The organism is Bacteroidota bacterium (genome assembly GCA_040388375.1).
Taxonomy (GTDB): Bacteria; Bacteroidota; Bacteroidia; order UKL13-3; family UKL13-3; genus JAAFJM01.
Map to the genome: position 1 here is coordinate 19170 of JAZKBU010000006.1, position 18867 is coordinate 38036.

The 18867-nt window shown below is 35.9% G+C and carries 1 protein-coding gene; it reads right to left on the bottom strand.

Annotated features, from left to right (window positions below; translation table 11 throughout):
- Positions 1-63 precede the first annotated feature (63 nt).
- Entirely contained in the window at positions 64-18609 is an 18546-nt protein-coding gene (locus V4538_10115; protein ID MES2381383.1) for a right-handed parallel beta-helix repeat-containing protein, read from the bottom strand.
- Positions 18610-18867 lie beyond the last annotated feature (258 nt).

Below are 18867 nucleotides of genomic sequence, written 5' to 3' on the forward strand. Positions count from 1 at the left end.
TAAAAGAAAAGCCCGCTTTCATTCATTGAAAGCGGGCTTTTACTTTGTTATGGTTTAATTAACTTATTCTGCTTTTACTACTTTTCTAGCGGTTAGTTTATTACCATGTAATACATGTATTAAATAAACGCCTGATTTCATATCGCTTAAATCAATTACCTGACCATCTATTCTATCGGCTTTGCCTAGAACTATTTGTGTTATTTGTTTACCTGACATATCGTAAACTGAAACAACTGTTTCATCGCTATTGGTAAACTTCGCTGTTAATTGTACTGAACTTGAAGTTGGATTTGGAGCCAACTGAACGAAGTCATTAGCAACAACATCTTTGATACCTAAACTTGTTACAGCAAACACATCGGATGTATTTTGACAACCGAGGCTATCAACTGTTACTATATAGTTTCCTGTTTGTTTTGCTTTGTGCTTGTTATTGGTAGCACCAGGAATTTCTATATTGTTTACATACCATTGGAATGTGCTTGTTGTAGCAGCAGTCATTAAGCTATCGCCTACTCTGGTAATTATTGGTTTAGCCGGAAGGCGTTTAATCAATAATGCTGCAGTGGCGGTATCTTTTGGTTTGGTTGTACAATTAGCGGTGCTGGTCAATATACATTTAATTTCATCACCGTAATTTACCGGTGTGGTATATTTAATGCTATCTGACCCAACTACTGTTCCATTTTTCAACCAAATGTGAGATGGTGTTGTTCCTCCATTGGCATCGGTTGCTGTAAATACAATTGTTGTACCACTACAAACGTTATTAGCTGATTGTGTTACTGTAACTGCCGGTGTTACTGTTGGCAAAATAAATACTCTGATTTTATTTGAAGTAACAACAGTTGGTGCAGCACAAGCTGCTGATGATGTCATTTGAACGCTTATTGAATCGTTATCGGTTAATGATGTTGAAGTGAATACTCCATTATTGGTACCTATATCTAATCCATTGCGTTTCCATTGGTATTGAGGAGTTGTTCCACCATTAACAGGAGTTGCTGTAAACTCCATTAACGCACCAACACAAGCAGTATTAACACTTACTGTAATGTTTACTGTTGGTATTACGTTTGGCGATACAGTCATAACCACTTTATTTGATACTACTGTAGCCGGTGAAGCACAAGCTGCTGACGAAATCATTTGTACACTAATTGAATCGTTATTGGCAATTAATGATGTAGTAAGTACTGCATTATTGGTACCTACATTCAATCCATTACGTTTCCATTGGTATTGTACGCCTGTTCCTCCGTTGGTAGGAGTTGCTGTAAATGTAACTGGCGAGTTAACACAAACTGAAGTAGCGCTTGCAGTAATACTTACTGTTGGTGTTACTGTTGGTGTTACTGTCATACGTATTTTGTTTGATACTACTACTGCAGGTGAAGCACAAGCTGCTGACGAAGTCATTTGTACACTGATTGAATCGTTATCAGTAAGTGATGATGTAACAAATGAAGCATTGTCAGTACCCACATCTACTCCATTACGTTTCCATTGGTACTGTACACCTGTTCCACCATTTAATGAACTGGCAGTAAATGTAACTGACGCACCTGAACAAATTGAACTATTGCTTGCTGCAATACTTACAACCGGAACAACGGTAGTTGTTACATTCATAACTGTTTTATTTGATACTATGTTGTTAGCACTTAAACAACCTGCGTTGCTTGTAAGTACTACATAAATGGTATCGTTATTAGCCAATGTAGTGCTTGCAAATGCTACTGAATCTGTACCAACGGTCACGCCATTTTTCTTCCATACATAATGTGGTGTGGTACCTCCATTGGTTATACTTGTATTAAACACAACGTTGGTTCCACTACAAATAGTGGTTTGGCTGGCAGTAACTGCTACTGTAGCAGTAAGAATCGGATTGATAATTAGCTTAACGCTTGCTGATGTATCTAACTGTCTGCTGATACATGTTGCATTTGAAGTTAATATAACTGTTATGCTGTCACCATCTGCAAAGGTACTTGATGTGTACTTAGCACTATCTGTACCGGCAGCTACTCCATTTTTATACCATTGGTAATGTGGTGTAGCTCCTCCGTTTACAGGAGTTGCAGTAAATTGTATTGAGGTACCTGCACAAACATTGTTTACACTAGCCGCTATAGTTACATCTGGTGCTACTATAGGGTTTACTGTAATTACTTTTTTGTTTGATACGATTGATGTTGGTACTGCACATGTTGCATTTGAAGTGTACTCTACATAAACGGTATCGTTGTTTGTAAGTGCTGATGTAATAACGCTATCTACATTGGTAGCTATTGTTACTCCATTTTTCTTCCACAACAAGTTTGGCGTTGTTCCTCCGTTGGTAGTAGCTACGTTAAACTGAATAGCATCGCCTGCACAGATGGTTGTAGTTGCTGAAGTAACTACTGCTGTTGGCACTACTGATGGTATAACGGTAACTCCTATTTTGTTAGAGGTAGCTGTAGTTGGTGATGGACAAACTGCGTTACTTGTAATTACTACATAAACTGAATCGTTATCTGACAAATTAGAAACAATTAATTTATCGCTATTGGTACCAATGTTTATACCTGCATTTTTCTTCCATTGGAAACTTGGTGCGGTACCTGCATTCACCGGAATTGCTGTAAAGGTATCAACTGTGCTTGCACAGAATGTTGTAGCAAAAGCGGTGATGCTTACTGATGGTGTAATAAGCGGATTAACTGTCATCTTAATTGAGTTTGATGTATCCTTACTAGGAATAGCACAACCTAAACTTGATGTTAACACTACTGTGAATGAATCGTTATGGCTGATAGTTGCAGGTGTAAATACATTGGTATCGGTACCTACATTTACGCCATTTTGTTTCCACTGATAGCTTGGTGTTAATCCACCATTTACCGGTGTAGCTGTGAATGAAACTAAGTTACCTGCGCATATTGTTGTAGCAGTTGTAGCAATGTTTACATCCGGTACTATTGATATACCAACATTCATTTTAACATGGTTTGAAACCACGTTGACTACTGTTGCACACAATGCAGATGAACTTAAAATACAAATAACTGAATCGCCATGTGCCAGTGTAGTGCTGGTAAATGTATTGCTATTGCTTCCTACGGTAAGTCCATTGATACGCCATTGGTATGTTGGTGTTAAACCTCCGTTGGTAGCAGTTGCAGTGAAGGTAACTGACATGCCTGAACAAATACTCGAATTGGTAGCAACCATACTTATTGTTGGTGTTACCGAACCTGTTACATTGATAGTTGAATTGGCAGTATCGTTGTTGGCATTGATATCGGTAGTTGAATTTGGCGATGCTGAGAATGCACTAATAGCAAATGTACCACCAGTAGTAAAGTTATAATTACCCAATACTATCTGTGCACTGGTATTACCTGATGTTAATGTGCCTGTCCAAGAATATGTTGGTTGACTAACACCATTAATGGTCCAATAAATAACAGCATTGTTTACGGTTTGATTACCATAGTTTTTCAATTTTACCACTATGTTTTTAGTTGTACCACAGAAATTGGTTGTTGGTGAATCAACACTTAACACACCAATATCCATAGATGAGAAGTATTCATCAGCTCCAATATCTGGAGGTGAAAGACGTGTTTCTCCATCTATATCTGTAGTAACTGCTGGTATAGCTATTCCTTTACTTGTGCTGTTAGTTAAATGTAAATCTTTTGTAGACGTAAACGGAATGCTTACGTTGTATGAGTTAGCATTGTAACCTCCTCCTCCTACATAGGTACCAGTAGTGTAAGTTGTTCCATTCAGGTTAATTAAGTTAGCAGCAGCTCCGTTATAGAAGTTATTGTAATTAAATGTTGCAATGGTTGCTGTTCCTCCTAAATAGAATGGAATACCTGTTCCTGTTGTAGCGGTGTAGTTAAAGATATTATTTCTGATATCTAAAGTCAAGTTAGTGTAATAGTACAAACTAGCTGCAGCGTATTGTGCATTGTTAGTTGCAAAATCTAAGTTCACTGTGTTATTGAAGATATTCCAGAAATCGCTGTACTGCCAGTATAAACCTGATGCAGCTGTGCTTCTGAATCCGCCTCCGATCATATTGTTTACAAAACGGCTACGATTAGCTGATGATGTGCCACTGGCAAAATATAAATATGCTCCATACTGACCAGCTCCTGATATTCTGTTGTTACTAATATCGTGGAAGTTGATGCCTGTATTGTAGCAATTGTTCAAACTTAAACCTGATGAACCAGTTGTTCCGTTTATTCTTACATTAACTGTATTATTCAAAAATTTAAATCCTTCTGCATAGTAAGCATATACGGCTGTGTAATATGAACTGTCTATGCTATTCAGTCTGAATTTATTATTTTGTGAATAAGGAGTTGAAGTACGACCGTAATAGTAAACTGAATAGTAACCTGAATAAATTCTGTTACTGTCAATTTCTATATTACTAATACTAGTTCCATTTTGTGTTAAGTTGGTTAAATCACTGCTACCATTAATCAATAACGGAATAAAGTATTGCGAAGTTCCATTGGCTCCTGTTCCGTTTATTCTGATATTACAGTTTTTAATTTTAACAACATTACTTGCTCCTAATAAATGAACAGCTACACCATAAGTTGTACCTGCAGTTTGGATGGTCATATTGTAGAAGTTAATGTATGGAGAAGAGTTTAATCTAAGTGTATGTGCATTGGTAGTTGTAGTTGCGTTATAGGTTAATACAACTCCAGTTCTAGATTGTCCTATAAAGGTTACGGTAGTACTATCGTTTACACCATTGATAGCGTTGATATTTACCTGCTCATTATAGGTACCATCAGCAACTGTAAATGTAACCGGTGCAACTATTCCTCCACACTGTAATGCACTTGCAGCTGCAGTAAATGAAGTAAAGTTACTTGCACCACTACCAGCAGCATCAATAGTATAGCTACCTGCCATAGCCGGACAAAGCGGTCCTACTGTTAATGTATCGTCTAAGTTGTTTCCATCGGTTGTTCCATTTGGCAACGAAGTGTACGCTTTAACTGTATAAGCTGTTCCTATTGCAATGTTAAAGGTTGTAGTAAATGTTACCAATGTAGTATCGCAAGGGTTTAACGTACCTGACCAACTTTGTGTTACCGGTATATCACCGTTTACGCTGTAGTTAATATCGGCACTTGTTACAATGGTATTTCCTAAATTAGAAATAATAACTGAAACGGTTTGTGCTCCTGCTGTAATTGGAGATAATGGTGATAACATAGCGGCAACACCAATATTGTTGTTAACACCTCCTGTTACTTCATCGGCTCCCATATCTGGCGGATTGTTTCTTACGTTACCGTCTATATCTGTCGTAACGGTAGCTATTGCAATACCATTGTTACAACCATTGCCTACATGTAAATCTCTTTTCGAGGTAAACAATGGATCTCTGTTAATAGAGTTGGCATTATAACCACCACCACCTACAAATGTTGCAGGGCTGTAATTTGAACCAATAGTAATTAGGGTTGAAGGACTACCTGCTTTGTAGTAATTATTATAGTTTACTGTTGCTACGTTTGTTGCAGTAGGCACATTTAAAGCAATGGCTTGCGAAGCAGCGTCAGTAATGCTAAATATATTATTACGAACATTGATAGCTGATGAATTGGTTATGTTTAACAATCCGGTAGCTGCTGATATGGCTGTATCTGAATTTATTGAGTTATGATCAATATTCAAATAATTACCATAGTCTAAATAAATACCATTGTGTGAAGATGTATTTCTAAATCCACCACCTATCATATTATTGTTTATACGTGAAGGATTACTAAACGAACCGTATACAAAGTAGTTATAAATTCCATACTGGCCCATATCATATATTTTATTGCCGGTAACTTCATGTAACATACTACCTGAAGTAAGACAGAAATACAAGTAGATACCAGTAGATGTATTTGGACCTAATGGCCACATGTTAATGATATTGTTTTGTACTTTAACTTCTGTATTGTTATAAATATAGATACCATAATTGGTCGGATTGTTTAAAGTATTACCTCTAAATCTATTAGCGGTACCATTGTTATTATAATCCCAGATTGAAGCATAACTTCCATTGATTACGCTACTGTCTATTTCAATACTATCAACCAAGGTGTTTGATGTAGATGAATTTAATGCACCTGAAACAACCACATTGATATAATTAGCTGAATTTGATGTAGCACCCACTCCAGTAACTTCTATAATAGAATTTTTAATTTTTATATTGTTACTGTTTCCATAAATATGGACTGGCCAAGCATATGTTGCATTTGTATTGCGAACGGTCAAGTTTCTAAACTGTATAAATGAAGTATTATCAAATCTTACAGTATGACGTGAGTTGGCAGTAGTAGTACCGTTTACTAATATCCTGGTTGCAGCATTTCCTATACCACCATCAAATACAACGGTGTTGGTAACAGAAGCTCCCGGAATGGTTGGTATAACTATTTGCTCGTTATAAGTAGCTGCAGCCACATCAAATGTAACCGGACCGCTTATTCCACCACATAATAAAGCTGTTATAGCATTACCAAATGAAGTATAGTTAGTTGCACCACTTCCTGTAGGATTAATAGTATAAGCACCAGCCATTCCCACACAAATTGGAGGTATTACTAAAGTGTCGTTTACGTTATATACATCAGGATTACCATTTGGTGTTTCTGTGTATACTTTAATACCGTATGTGCTTCCGCCAACAAAATTAAATTGGTTTGCGCCTGTAAATGTAACGGTATCAAAACCACAAGGTAAAATAGTATCTGGGAAAGTTACACTAACTGGAGCACCATTATTAATTGAATATTTAACGGTTCCACCTATTACGGTATTTGAGCCATAATTTTTAACTATTACTATAATGTCTGATAAACCTGAAACAATAGGTATACTAGGTTGTAACATAGCTTTTACACCTATATCATCAACACCTGAAGGTAATTCATCAGCTCCTATATCGGCAAAACTAGCACGTACGTGACCGTCAATATCCATTGTTACACCAAGACTATCTCCGTTGTAGCAACCATCTACTATATGTAAGTTTCTGGCTCCTAAAAATAACGGATTTCTAGAAATAGAGCTGTTATTATAAGATCCGCTTGTAAAGTTGGTTAAGTTGTAGTTACCTGCTAAATACAATAATGTATTGGTACCTGTTAAACCTGCTTTATAGTAGTTGTTGTAGTTAATTGAACCTGCTCCTGCAACGTAAGTGGTACTTGGTATATACATTGGTAAACCTGTTCCGCTTGTTGCAGTGTATGCTAATACATTATTCTTAATAGCATTGTTACTACCTGAATTTATGAATAAGGCTGCATACTGTGCATTGTTAGTTGAAGCATCTAAGCTTACTGAGTTTTGGAAAATATCCCAAGTATTTCCTGATAAGAATATACCGTAACTGTTAGATGAAGTAAAGCCTCCGCCTACCATGTTGTTCCAAATACGTGAACGGCTGCTTGATGAGCTTGAGTTATTAATATAAATACCAGACTGTGTAGCATCGGTAATTTTGTTACCATTAATTTCATGGAAATTAGTAGTGGTGGCAATACAGTTATTAATGTATAAACCGTTACCGTTTTGCGAAGCATTTACACCAGTTCTGTTAACTACAGTATTATTGTTTAAAACAAATCCATCCTGGCTATATAAATACACGCCATAGTAGTATGCTCCGTTAACGTTGTTACCTCTTACCAATGTTCCAGTGCTTTGTGTAGTACTGTTACCATATAACATAATACCGTAATATCCATTGTTAATGGTATTAGAATCTATTACGACATTCTGCAATAATAATTGTGTTGTTTCGTTTGTTGCAGAACCGCTTCCAACTATACCAATAAATGTGTTATTAGTACTACTTGCAGCATTAACGCCTGCAATATCAACAATACAATTTTTAACGCTATTGTTATGTGCTGCACCGAAGTAATGAACACCCCAACCGTATGATGCACCTGTTGTTTGAATAGTTAAGTTTCTGAAGTTAACATACTGACAAGCGTTGAATCTTACTGTGTGACGCAAGTTGTTAATAGATGCGCCATAAGTTAAAATACGTGTTGCAGCATTGTTTGTTCCTCCATCAAACGTAATGGTATTAATAGCGCTTGTACCTGTTATATTGGTAATATCCAATTGCTCGGTATAAGTACCTGCTGCTACGTTAAAGGTAACAGGGCCCGTAATACCTGCACAAACCATACTGCTTAATGCTGCACCAAATGATGTAAAGTTACTAGCACCACTTCCTGTTGCATTAATAGTATACACACCATTTAAAGGACCACATAAGCTTGGGTTAATGGTATCGTTTCCTTTAAAGTTATCGCTTACTCCGTTTGGTAACGATGTATAAACAATAGCATTGGTAACTCCACCAAAATTAAATTGTTGTGCTCCTGTAAACGTAACTGTTTGTGTGCTACAAGGCAACAATGTTATACCTGTTAAGGCTTGTGTTACCGGACCTAAGCCGTTAATATTATAAGTTACATTTAACGAAGTAATAGTATTTGTACCAAAGTTTTTAACCACTACTGTTATGTTTTGTAAACCTGGAGTAATTGGTTGTGTTGGTGCCGTTAAAGCTACTACACCTGCATCGTTAGTTAATGCTTCGTCCGCTCCAATATCTGGTGGTGTATTTCTTGTATCACCATCAATATCAGTAGGAACACCAGCTATAGCAACACCTTTCATACAACCACCAGTTCTTAAGTTAAATTTACTTGCAAACTGTGGATTTACATTTAATGAATTGGCATTCATACTACCTCCACCTACAAAGGTTGATGTAGTATAGGTTGCAGAATTATAATACAACAAATTGTTTGTTGCTGCATTGAAATAGTTATTGTAGTTTAATGCAACAGCACTGTTACTTAAATAGAAAGGTAAACCTGTTCCTGTAGCTGCACTATAAACAAAATGATTATTTCTGATATCAAGTGTTGAGTAATTGGCACTGAACGCTGACAGGGTATTAGATGTTGTTGCAAAATCTAAATTAACACTGTTGTTCCAAACATCCCAATAGTCGCCATAGTATAAATATAAACCGGTAGAACTTGGCGATCTGAATCCGCCACCAATCATATTATTTACAATTTTACCTCTTGAACCTGTTACGTTATTACTAAAGTAAATATACATTCCATACTGGCCTGCATTGATTACTTTATTATTAGATATTTCATGGAAGTTACTACCTGTACTGTTACTTACGTATAAATAAACACCTGTTGAGTTAACTGATCCGTTTACACGAATATTAATGGTGTTGTTTTTAACTTTAACCCCATCTTGGTAGTAAGCATAGAATCCATAGTAATAAGAGCTATCTATTTTATTAAATCTATAGTTGTTATTAGATGAAAGCGGAGTATTTGAAGCACCAAACACTAGTATTCCGTAGTAACCGTAACTAATTTTATTACTGTCTATTTCTAATCCGGTAATATAGTTTCCGTTAGTTGTAGGTGATTGTACGTTGTTAAATCCATTTACCAATATACCTATATAAGCACTTCCTGTACTTGTTTGTCCGGCACTACCAAAAGTAATAATACAATTTTTTACTTTACTTGAGTTACTTCCGCCAAACACATGAACCGGATTACCAAATGTAGCACCATTTGATATAATGGTTAAGTTTAATATGCTTACAAATGGTGAGCTGTTTAACTGAATAGTATGAGCTGATGTATTAACAGTTGGTGTAAATGTTACTGTTCTTGTTGCTGCACTACCTCCGTCAAACACAACTGTGTTAACAGCGCTTGCTCCCGCTATGCTATTAATAGTAACTTGTTCGTTGTAAGTACCCGGAGCAATATTAAATACTACCGGTCCTACTACGCCACCACATGAAATAGCATTGGCTGCTGCACTGATTGAAGTAAAGTTACTTGCACCACTTCCACTTGGGTTAATGGTATAAACACCACTAAATGCAGTACAGAAAGTTGATGTAGTAGTATCGTTTACTCTATTAGCATCAGTAACACTATTAGGTTGCTCTGAATATGCTTTTAAAACATATGAAGTACCAAAAGCAAAAGTAAACTGGTTGCTTCCTGTAAATACTATCGATGTAGTATCGCATGGAGCTAATGAACCTGTCCAGTTAATTGTTTTTAATGAGCCTCCGTTTACTGTATATTTTATGTTAGCTGATGTAATGGTGTTAGCACCAAAATTATTCAGTCTTACACGTACATCTTGTGTACCGGCAGTAAATGGTAATTGAGGAGCCATTATAAATGATACACCTATGTCATTGTTAATTGAACCAATATATTCATCGGCTCCTATATCTGGAGGAGTACTTCTAAAGTGTCCGTCAATATCAGTTGTTACACTGGCTAATGCCGTTCCGTTTATACAACCTGAGCCAATATGTAAATCGGTAGTTGAGGTAAATCCAGGATTTTGATTACGTGACCCTGCATTGTATCCACCTCCGCCTATAAAGTTACTCGATGTATAAGTTGTTGTTCCAACTGTTACTAAGTTACTGCTTGCATTGTTAACGTAATTGTTAAAATCAAGTGTAGTTAATACAGAACCGGCTGAAGCATTGAAAGCCATTCCAGCTCCTGAAGCAGCCGAATATACAAGCATGTTATTTCTTATATCGTGTGTACCACCTGCTTGTACATACATAGCTGATGAAGTAGCTGTAGTAGTAGGGTAATCAAGATTTACTGAGTTATTGAAAATATCCCAATAGTTTAAGTTACTGCAATACAAACCAACAGCAGAAGCATTTCTAAATGTACCACCAATCATATTATTAGCACATAAAGAACGGTAAGCTGAACTTGATGAATAGGTATAATATAAATACATACCATATTGTCCTGCATTGCTAATTTTATTGTTTGTTACTGTAAATGCATTGGTTCCTTGTCCAAAGTTAAAGTATAAATATACTCCTTGTGAATTAGCCGAACCATTGATACGCATATTTACAGTATTGTTATGGAAAGTTAATCCGTTGTTGTAATAAGTGTAAATACCATAATAATAAGCACTATCAATAGTATTTTTTCTCATTAACGTATTGGTTAAATAAGGGCTACCTGTATTACTGCTTAATACTATACCATAGTATCCGTTTACTAAACGATTACTGTCTATTTCAAGTCCACTTGCTTGCGAACCTGAAGCTGTTATGTTATTACCATCAGCATTGTTGTTTACAACAATTGGTGCATAAGAACCCGAAGCTGAAGTAGCAGCAGCACCTGTAATCTGAACAATACAGTTTTTAATTTTAATATTGCTGGCAGCACCCATTATATGGACACCACTACCGTAGCTTGTACCATTATTCTGAATATTTAAATTTCTGAAAATAATGTTCGAAGCACCATTTATCCTGATAGTATGATACTCTGTATTTACTGTAGGAGCAAAAGTAATTATCCTGTTTGCAGCACTATCACCATCAAAAGTAATGGTGTTTGTTAAGCTTGAACCGGCAATAGCAGGTAATGTTATTTGCTCAGTATAAGTACCGGCAGCTACTGTAAATTTAACAGGACCACTAATTCCACCACACGTTAAAGCATTGGCAGCAGTAGTAAACGAAGTAAAATTGTTTACACCTGATCCGGTTGCATTGATAGTATAATTTCCGTTTAAGAAAACACAACTTGGTCCTAAAATTATGGTATCGTTTGATGTTTTAGGATCTGCAGTTAAGTTTGGATTAGAAGTATAAGCTGTAATTTGATAAGCTGTACCCATAGCAAAGTTATACTGATTAGCTCCGGTAAATGAAACACTCACAGTATCGCATGGAGCCAATGTACCGCTCCAAGCAATTGTTTTAGCTAAACTTCCATTTACACTATAACTTACGTTGGCTGATGTAATAGCATTTGAGCCAAAGTTTTTAAGCACAACGCGTATATCTTGTAAACCAACGGTAAAAGGAGCAATGCTTACTAATCCTACATCGTTATTAGCACCAGCAAACTCATCAGCACCAACGTTTGGAATACCGGCACGTGTTTGTCCGTCTATATCATCAACCAAACCTAAGTTAGTACCTTTTGTACAACCTTCTAAAACGTGTAAATCAGTTGCTGAAACCCAGTTAGGATTTTTGTTAAACGAAGCAGTATTAAAACCTCCTCCATTTAAATAATTGTTGGCATTATAGTAAGTACCGGCTAAGTAAACCAGGTTATTACTAGCAGCATTAGCTCTGTAATAGTTATTATTATCTAACCTGAAAATACCACTTGGCAATGCACCAACATATACCGGCAAACCAATATTTGTTGGACCACCAGTAGTGGCAAAAATATTGTTTCTTACATCAATACTTGCACCACTGTATAAGTATAATGCTGCATATTGTTCGCTACCGGTTTGTAAAAAGTCTACATTCACCGAGTTATTAAATACATCAACATTATTACTGTATTGTAAGCTAATTCCATAGCTTCCGTTTACTTTAAAACCACCCGCAAGCATATTGTTTGCTATACTATGGCGAGCATTGCTACTTCCAAAGTAATAAGCATAAATACCATAATTACCTGCGTTTGTTATTTTATTTGCATTTACCGTATGGAAATTAGTACCTGTTGTGTAGCAGAAATATAAATACAATCCGTATGAACTAACACCAGTTACACTACGCATGTTAATGTTGTTATTGCTTATATTCATTCCATCCTGGTAATAAAAATAACCACCGGTGTTATAAGCATTCACAATATTGTTTCTTCTGAATTTATTATTGAAAGCATAAGGAGTACCGGTAACACTATAAGCATAAATACCATAGTATCCATTATTAATGGTATTACTGTCAAACTCTAAATTGTTTACCTGCGAACCGGTGGTTAACGAAGTAATTGAAGTTGAGTTATTGATAATTACAGGAACATAATTAGCAGAAGTACTGGTAGCTCCAGTTCCTGTAATTTCCATCACACAATTTTTAAATTTACTAAAATTACTGTTACCTAATACATGTACCGCAGCAGCATAAGTTGCACCGCCTGCACGTATAGTTAAGTTTCTGAAAATAATATTAGAAGCAACGTTTAATCTTACCGTCCAGAAATTAGTTGTTGTATTAGCAGCAGTATCTATAATTCTTGTTGCTGCATTTCCTGCACCACCATCAAACGTAATAGTATTGATATTGCTATTACCTGTAACATTGGTAATATTAACCTGCTCGTTATAAGTAGCAGCAGATACTACAAAAGTAACTGCGCCAGATACACCGGCTGTGTTTAATGCATTAACTGCAGCTCTGAAACTGGTAAAGTTAGTTCCACCGCTACCACCACTTGGGTTAATAGTATAAATTCCTTTTAACGAAGTAATTTTAGGCCCAACATTAACAGTATCGTTTATTAAATTGTCATCGTTACTGCTATTTGGTTGGTGTATATATACTTTAAATGTAGTTAATACGGCAGGTAATATATTAGCTCTTTTCGATCCGTCCAATACAATTTGCATCACATCATTAGTAGCTAAACTTAATCCGCTAAATAATGAATCTTGCATATTTGCACCGTTCACGGTGTGGCGAAGGTTAAAGCTGTTAATAGTAGTAGCTCCAAAGTTTTTAACCGTTAATACCACATTTTGTAAACCGGCTGACAAGAAAGTATCAGGTGACATTACAGAAACAATTCCTAAGTCGGTAGTAGCACTTGAAGCTTTTTCATAAGCACCGATAGTAGGTGGGTTATTACGTTGTACGTTTAAAATATCAGTAGGCACTGCTGCCAGTAAAATACCATTAAGAGCAACTGTTGGTAATAGGTCTCTGGTAGCTGTATAAAGAGGATTGATACGAGAAGAATTTAATCCTCCAGAAGTAGCTGTGTTATAGGCTAAAGTATCATAGTTAGTTCCATTTACCTGAATATGTTGTAAACCCAATACTGTTTTATGATAGTTGTTGTAATTAAGTGCACTAAATGTTACACCAGAAACAGCACGGAAAGGATACATGTTAATACTAGCCGATGGATGCGTAATAGCAAAATTGTTATTTCTACAATCGTTAACAGTACTACCTGTAAAATAAATAGCCGATGCGGTACCTGTAGCAGCATTGTCAATATTTACAGAGTTATTCCAAATATTCCAGTAATTTGATGAAGTAAAATACATACCGTAAGGAGTTGCATTTCTGAATCCTCCACCAAAACTATTGTTAATCATTTGCGAACGCGAAGCTGCAATACCCGAGCTACCTGTAACATAAATACCATACAAAGCAGCATCGGTAATTTTGTTTCTGTTTATTTCAGCCGTTGAAGTTGCATTACTGCTAATAGTAGCCAAATAAATACCTTGACTGGTTGTAGAAGCCGCAACTGTACGCATCTCAACCAAGTTGTTGTTAATTTTAGGAGCTATAATATTGCTCACATAAATACCATTTAAGTTAGCACTATCAGCAATATTGTATCTATAAGCAATACCTGTATTGGTTCCATTACCCATTAAATAAGTAGAAGTATGTCCACCTACAATACGGTTACTGTCTATTTCAATATTGCTTGATGCACTTGTTCCACTCGTAGCATTAGGAGCAGAAGCAAAATTGTTCAATACAATACCTACATAATTATCACTTGTTCCAGTTAAACCATTTCCACCCACAAAATCAATTACACAATTTTTAACTTTAATAGTATTACATGTTCCAAAAATATGTAATGGCCAGGCAGTTGTTGTTCCACTTCCTCTTATGGTTAAGTTATTTAAAGTAACAAACTGCGTGTTGTTTAAACGTAAAGTATAAGGTAAAGCAGTTGTTGTTGCTGCAAAGTTAACAATACATGTTGGAGCATTACCCGCACCACCATCAAAAGTAATAGTATTAACCGCACTTGCACCATTTACAGTCGTTAAATCTAACTGTCCTGTATAAGTTCCCGGCATTACATTAAACACTACTGGCCCGCTTATTCCACCACAAGTTAATGCAGTAACAGCCGATGTAAATGAAGTAAATGTAGTAGCACTTGGAGTACCTGCAGCATCAATTGTAAAATTACCTGATAAGCCTGTACATACATTGCTTATTCTCGCAGTATCGTTTATTGGCACTAAATCAGTAGAGCTATTAGGTAAAGAAGTATATGCAGTAATAGTATATACTATGCCTGGTAAAAAAGTTACCCTTTGGTCGCTTGAACTAGCTCCACTGGTAGCATTAAATTCTACCGTTTGTGTATCGCAGGCATTCAATGATCCCGTCCAATAAATAGTTTGTACAGCACCACCATTAACCTGGTAATTTACCTCTGCCGAAGTAATGGTTGAAGTTCCATTATTTCTAAGCACTACACGTACATTTTGTGTACCAATAGCTATAGGCAATGTTGGACCAGTAATAGCCGACACTGATAAATCAAGTGGAGAAGCTGTTATGTTTTCATCACATCCAATATCAGGAGGATTGTTTCTTATGTCTCCTTCAAAATCAGTAGTAACTCCGCTTATAGCCACACCATTGTTACAAATCAATGACGTTCTTAAATTTTTATTGGTAGTATAAGTAGGATCAATACTAACCGAATTAACATTATATCCTAAAGCACCTTTGTAGTTAGCCAATGAATAATTGATACCATTTAAAAACACAAAACGTGAAGTAGGGTTACCTACTTTGTAATAGTTATTGTAATTTAAACTGGTAAAACCACTACTTGTTGCATCAGCATATAAAATATATGTATTGGCACTGGCATTGTTCGATACAAAATTGTTGTTACGTACATCAAAATTGCTGCAACTATTCATGAATTTAACAACCGAGCTTTGCGCTCCGCTGGTTGCATTATCCACTACTAAGCTATTAAACCATAAGTTTACATATTGGCAATTTTGATTAAAATACATAGCAGCAGGGTCAGTACTTCTAAAAGTTCCACCAATCATGTTATTGATAATACGGGCAGGATTTGTTGAACCTCCCTGCATATAATAAAACTGTACCCCATATTGACCTGCATCAGTAATAACATTGTTCATTAACTCATACTGGTAACTGTTGTTCAACGTAAAATTAGAGTAAATTCCGTTTGAAGCAGCATTACCTGTAACACGCATGTTAATGGTATTATTATTACATTTATAACCATACAAATAATACATATATATACCATAGTAATTGGCATTGGTAATCGTATTATAACGCATGTTTAAATTATATGAACCTTGGCTATAAACATAAATACCATTGTTACCACCGGTTATCTGGTTACTATCCAAGTCAATATTATTAGGTGTTGAATTGGTACTTATACTGGCCGAACCTCCGTTTACTACTATACCTGTAAAAGCATCAGTAGTTGCGTTCACACCACCACCCGTTGCAAAATCAATAATACAATTACGCACTTGCGTATTAGATGCATTACCTAATAGATGAACAGGCCATGCAAAACTTGCACCTGAACCACGGATGGTTAAATTTTTTATTCTTACCCATTGTGTATTATCAACACGAATGGTATAACTGGCTGCTTGTGTAGCAGCAGCAAAATTTATTATCCTAGTGGCCGCATTACCCACACCACCATCAAACGTAATGGTATTGGTTGCCGAAACACCTTGCACATTTGATAAAGCCATTTGCTCCACATAAGGAGTTGAACCCAATACTGTAAATACTACAGGGCCATTAATACCTCCATTATTTAAAGCTAAAGCGGCTGCACTAAATGATACAAAATTGGTAGTACTTGCCGGGCTTGATTGATCAATAGTGTAGTTACCAGACAAAGCAGGAAACACAACCGGTATAATTGTAGTATCATTTACATTATTAGCATCGGTGGTGCTGTTAGGATAATCACTATATGCTTTTATGCTATACTGTGTATTTGGCATAAAGTTATATTGATTAGCTCCTGAAAAAGTAACCGTAGTAGTTGCACATGAAGCTAAACTACCTGACCATGTAGTAAAAATAGGGCCGGCACTATTAACATCATAATAAGCATTAGCTGATGTAACCACATTGCTACCATAGTTACGTAACAATAACGATACATTTTGTGTACCAGCAGTAAAAGGTAAAACAGGTGCTGTTATTCTTTCAATACCAATATCATCAGTTAGCGGGGTTACTTCGTAAGCTCCAATATCAGGTGGATTGGTACGTGGTATACCATTAATAGATGTAGTAACCGCTGTAATTTGTACACCATTATTACAAGGTGTAATAGGTTTCAAATTTTTAGCGCTCGTAAACATTGGATTGGCAGCAAACGAATTAGCATTATAAGAGCTATTGTTTACAAAATTGGCCATTGTTAAAATAGTACCTCCACTGTAAAGGAAAGGATCATTATTACTTGCACCCTGTTTAAAATATATATTATTATTTAATGAAGCAGTATTTGCTACCGCATAATTATATCCATTAGGCATGTACATAACGTAAGCAGAACTGCCTGCTGCAGTTATGGCAAAAATATTATTTCTAATATCCAATAAAGTAGCTCCTGTTGTACAGCAGCTACCCAAATAAATAGGTGTTGCCGATGTTCCGGTTGCAACCACATCTATATTCACACTATTGTGAAACACATCCCATGAGTAGGTTGAATTAAAATAAATACCTACTGGATTAGTCAATGTTCTGAAACCTCCGCCAATAGCATTATTAAATAATTGACTGCGAAGAGCAGCTTGTCCGTTAGAAGAATTTATATAAATGCCGGTTAAACCACAGTTAATAATTTTATTATTGCTTATTTCATGAAAATTTCCGCTTGAAGCATTGCTGGTAGTAAAGTATATTCCATAAGAAGATACATTACCTGTTGTTTTCATATTAAAGTTATTATTTACAACTTTAGCCTGAACAGATCCATAAAGATATAATCCATAATAATCAGTACTATCAAAACTGTTTCCTCTAAAATAAATACCCGTGTTAGAAGAAGCACCATAAAAATAATTAGCATAACCACCAATAAAGCGATTACTGTCAACTTCTAAATTAACCAATGAGGTAGTACCAGTTGTAGGACTGGTTGTACTATTATTAACAACCAATGCACAAAAATTATTGTTGGTATGAAGTGTAAGCGATGATGTAAATTCAATAATACAGTTTTTAACTTTTACGTTACTTGAAACATTAAATATATGTAAAGGCCAACCAACAGTAGTTCCTGCCGCCCTAATAGTTATGTTTCGTAAATTAATGTACTGTGCATTGTTAATTTTAATTGTAAATGCAGTAGCTAAAGCAGTTGGTGCTGCTTGTACAACACAGTTGGCAGCGTTTCCAACTCCACCATCAAAAGTAATAGTGTTGGTTGCACTTGCACCTGTTATGGCCGTAATGTCTAATTGGCCAACAAAAGTTCCGGCAGCTACGTTAAAAAGTACTGCGCCTGTTACCCCCGCTCCGTTTGGAGTCCCCCCGTCACTTCTTGTTCCTAACTTTAAATCACTTACAGCCGAAACAAAGTCCCGGTAATTGGTTGGACTTGCGGCCAACGAAGAGTCAATAGTGTACGTGCCATTTAAGGCCGCCATTGCTTTTGACGAACTGAGCATTAAGAATAATGCGGTAATAAATAGAAAGAGAAAATTTTTTGATTGTAGAAGTGTTTTGACCATAATTAATAATAAATAGTTTAAATTTTTTTTGATAGGTTAAAAAGACTAACTTACATCAATGTTTAAAATTTATTTTGATAAATCAAAACTTTTAACATGTAAAACTTTATTAATCTAATTTTAATGTTCGATAAAACAACAATAAAAAAGGAGCCCTAATCAATGTTTAGACCTCCTTTCATAAAGCATATGCTG

What these genes read in the sequence shown, in the direction of transcription:
- V4538_10115 (MES2381383.1), bottom strand. Translation starts at nt 18,609, where the DNA reads ATGCTCAGTTCGTCAAAAGCAATGGCGGCCTTAAATGGCACGTACACT.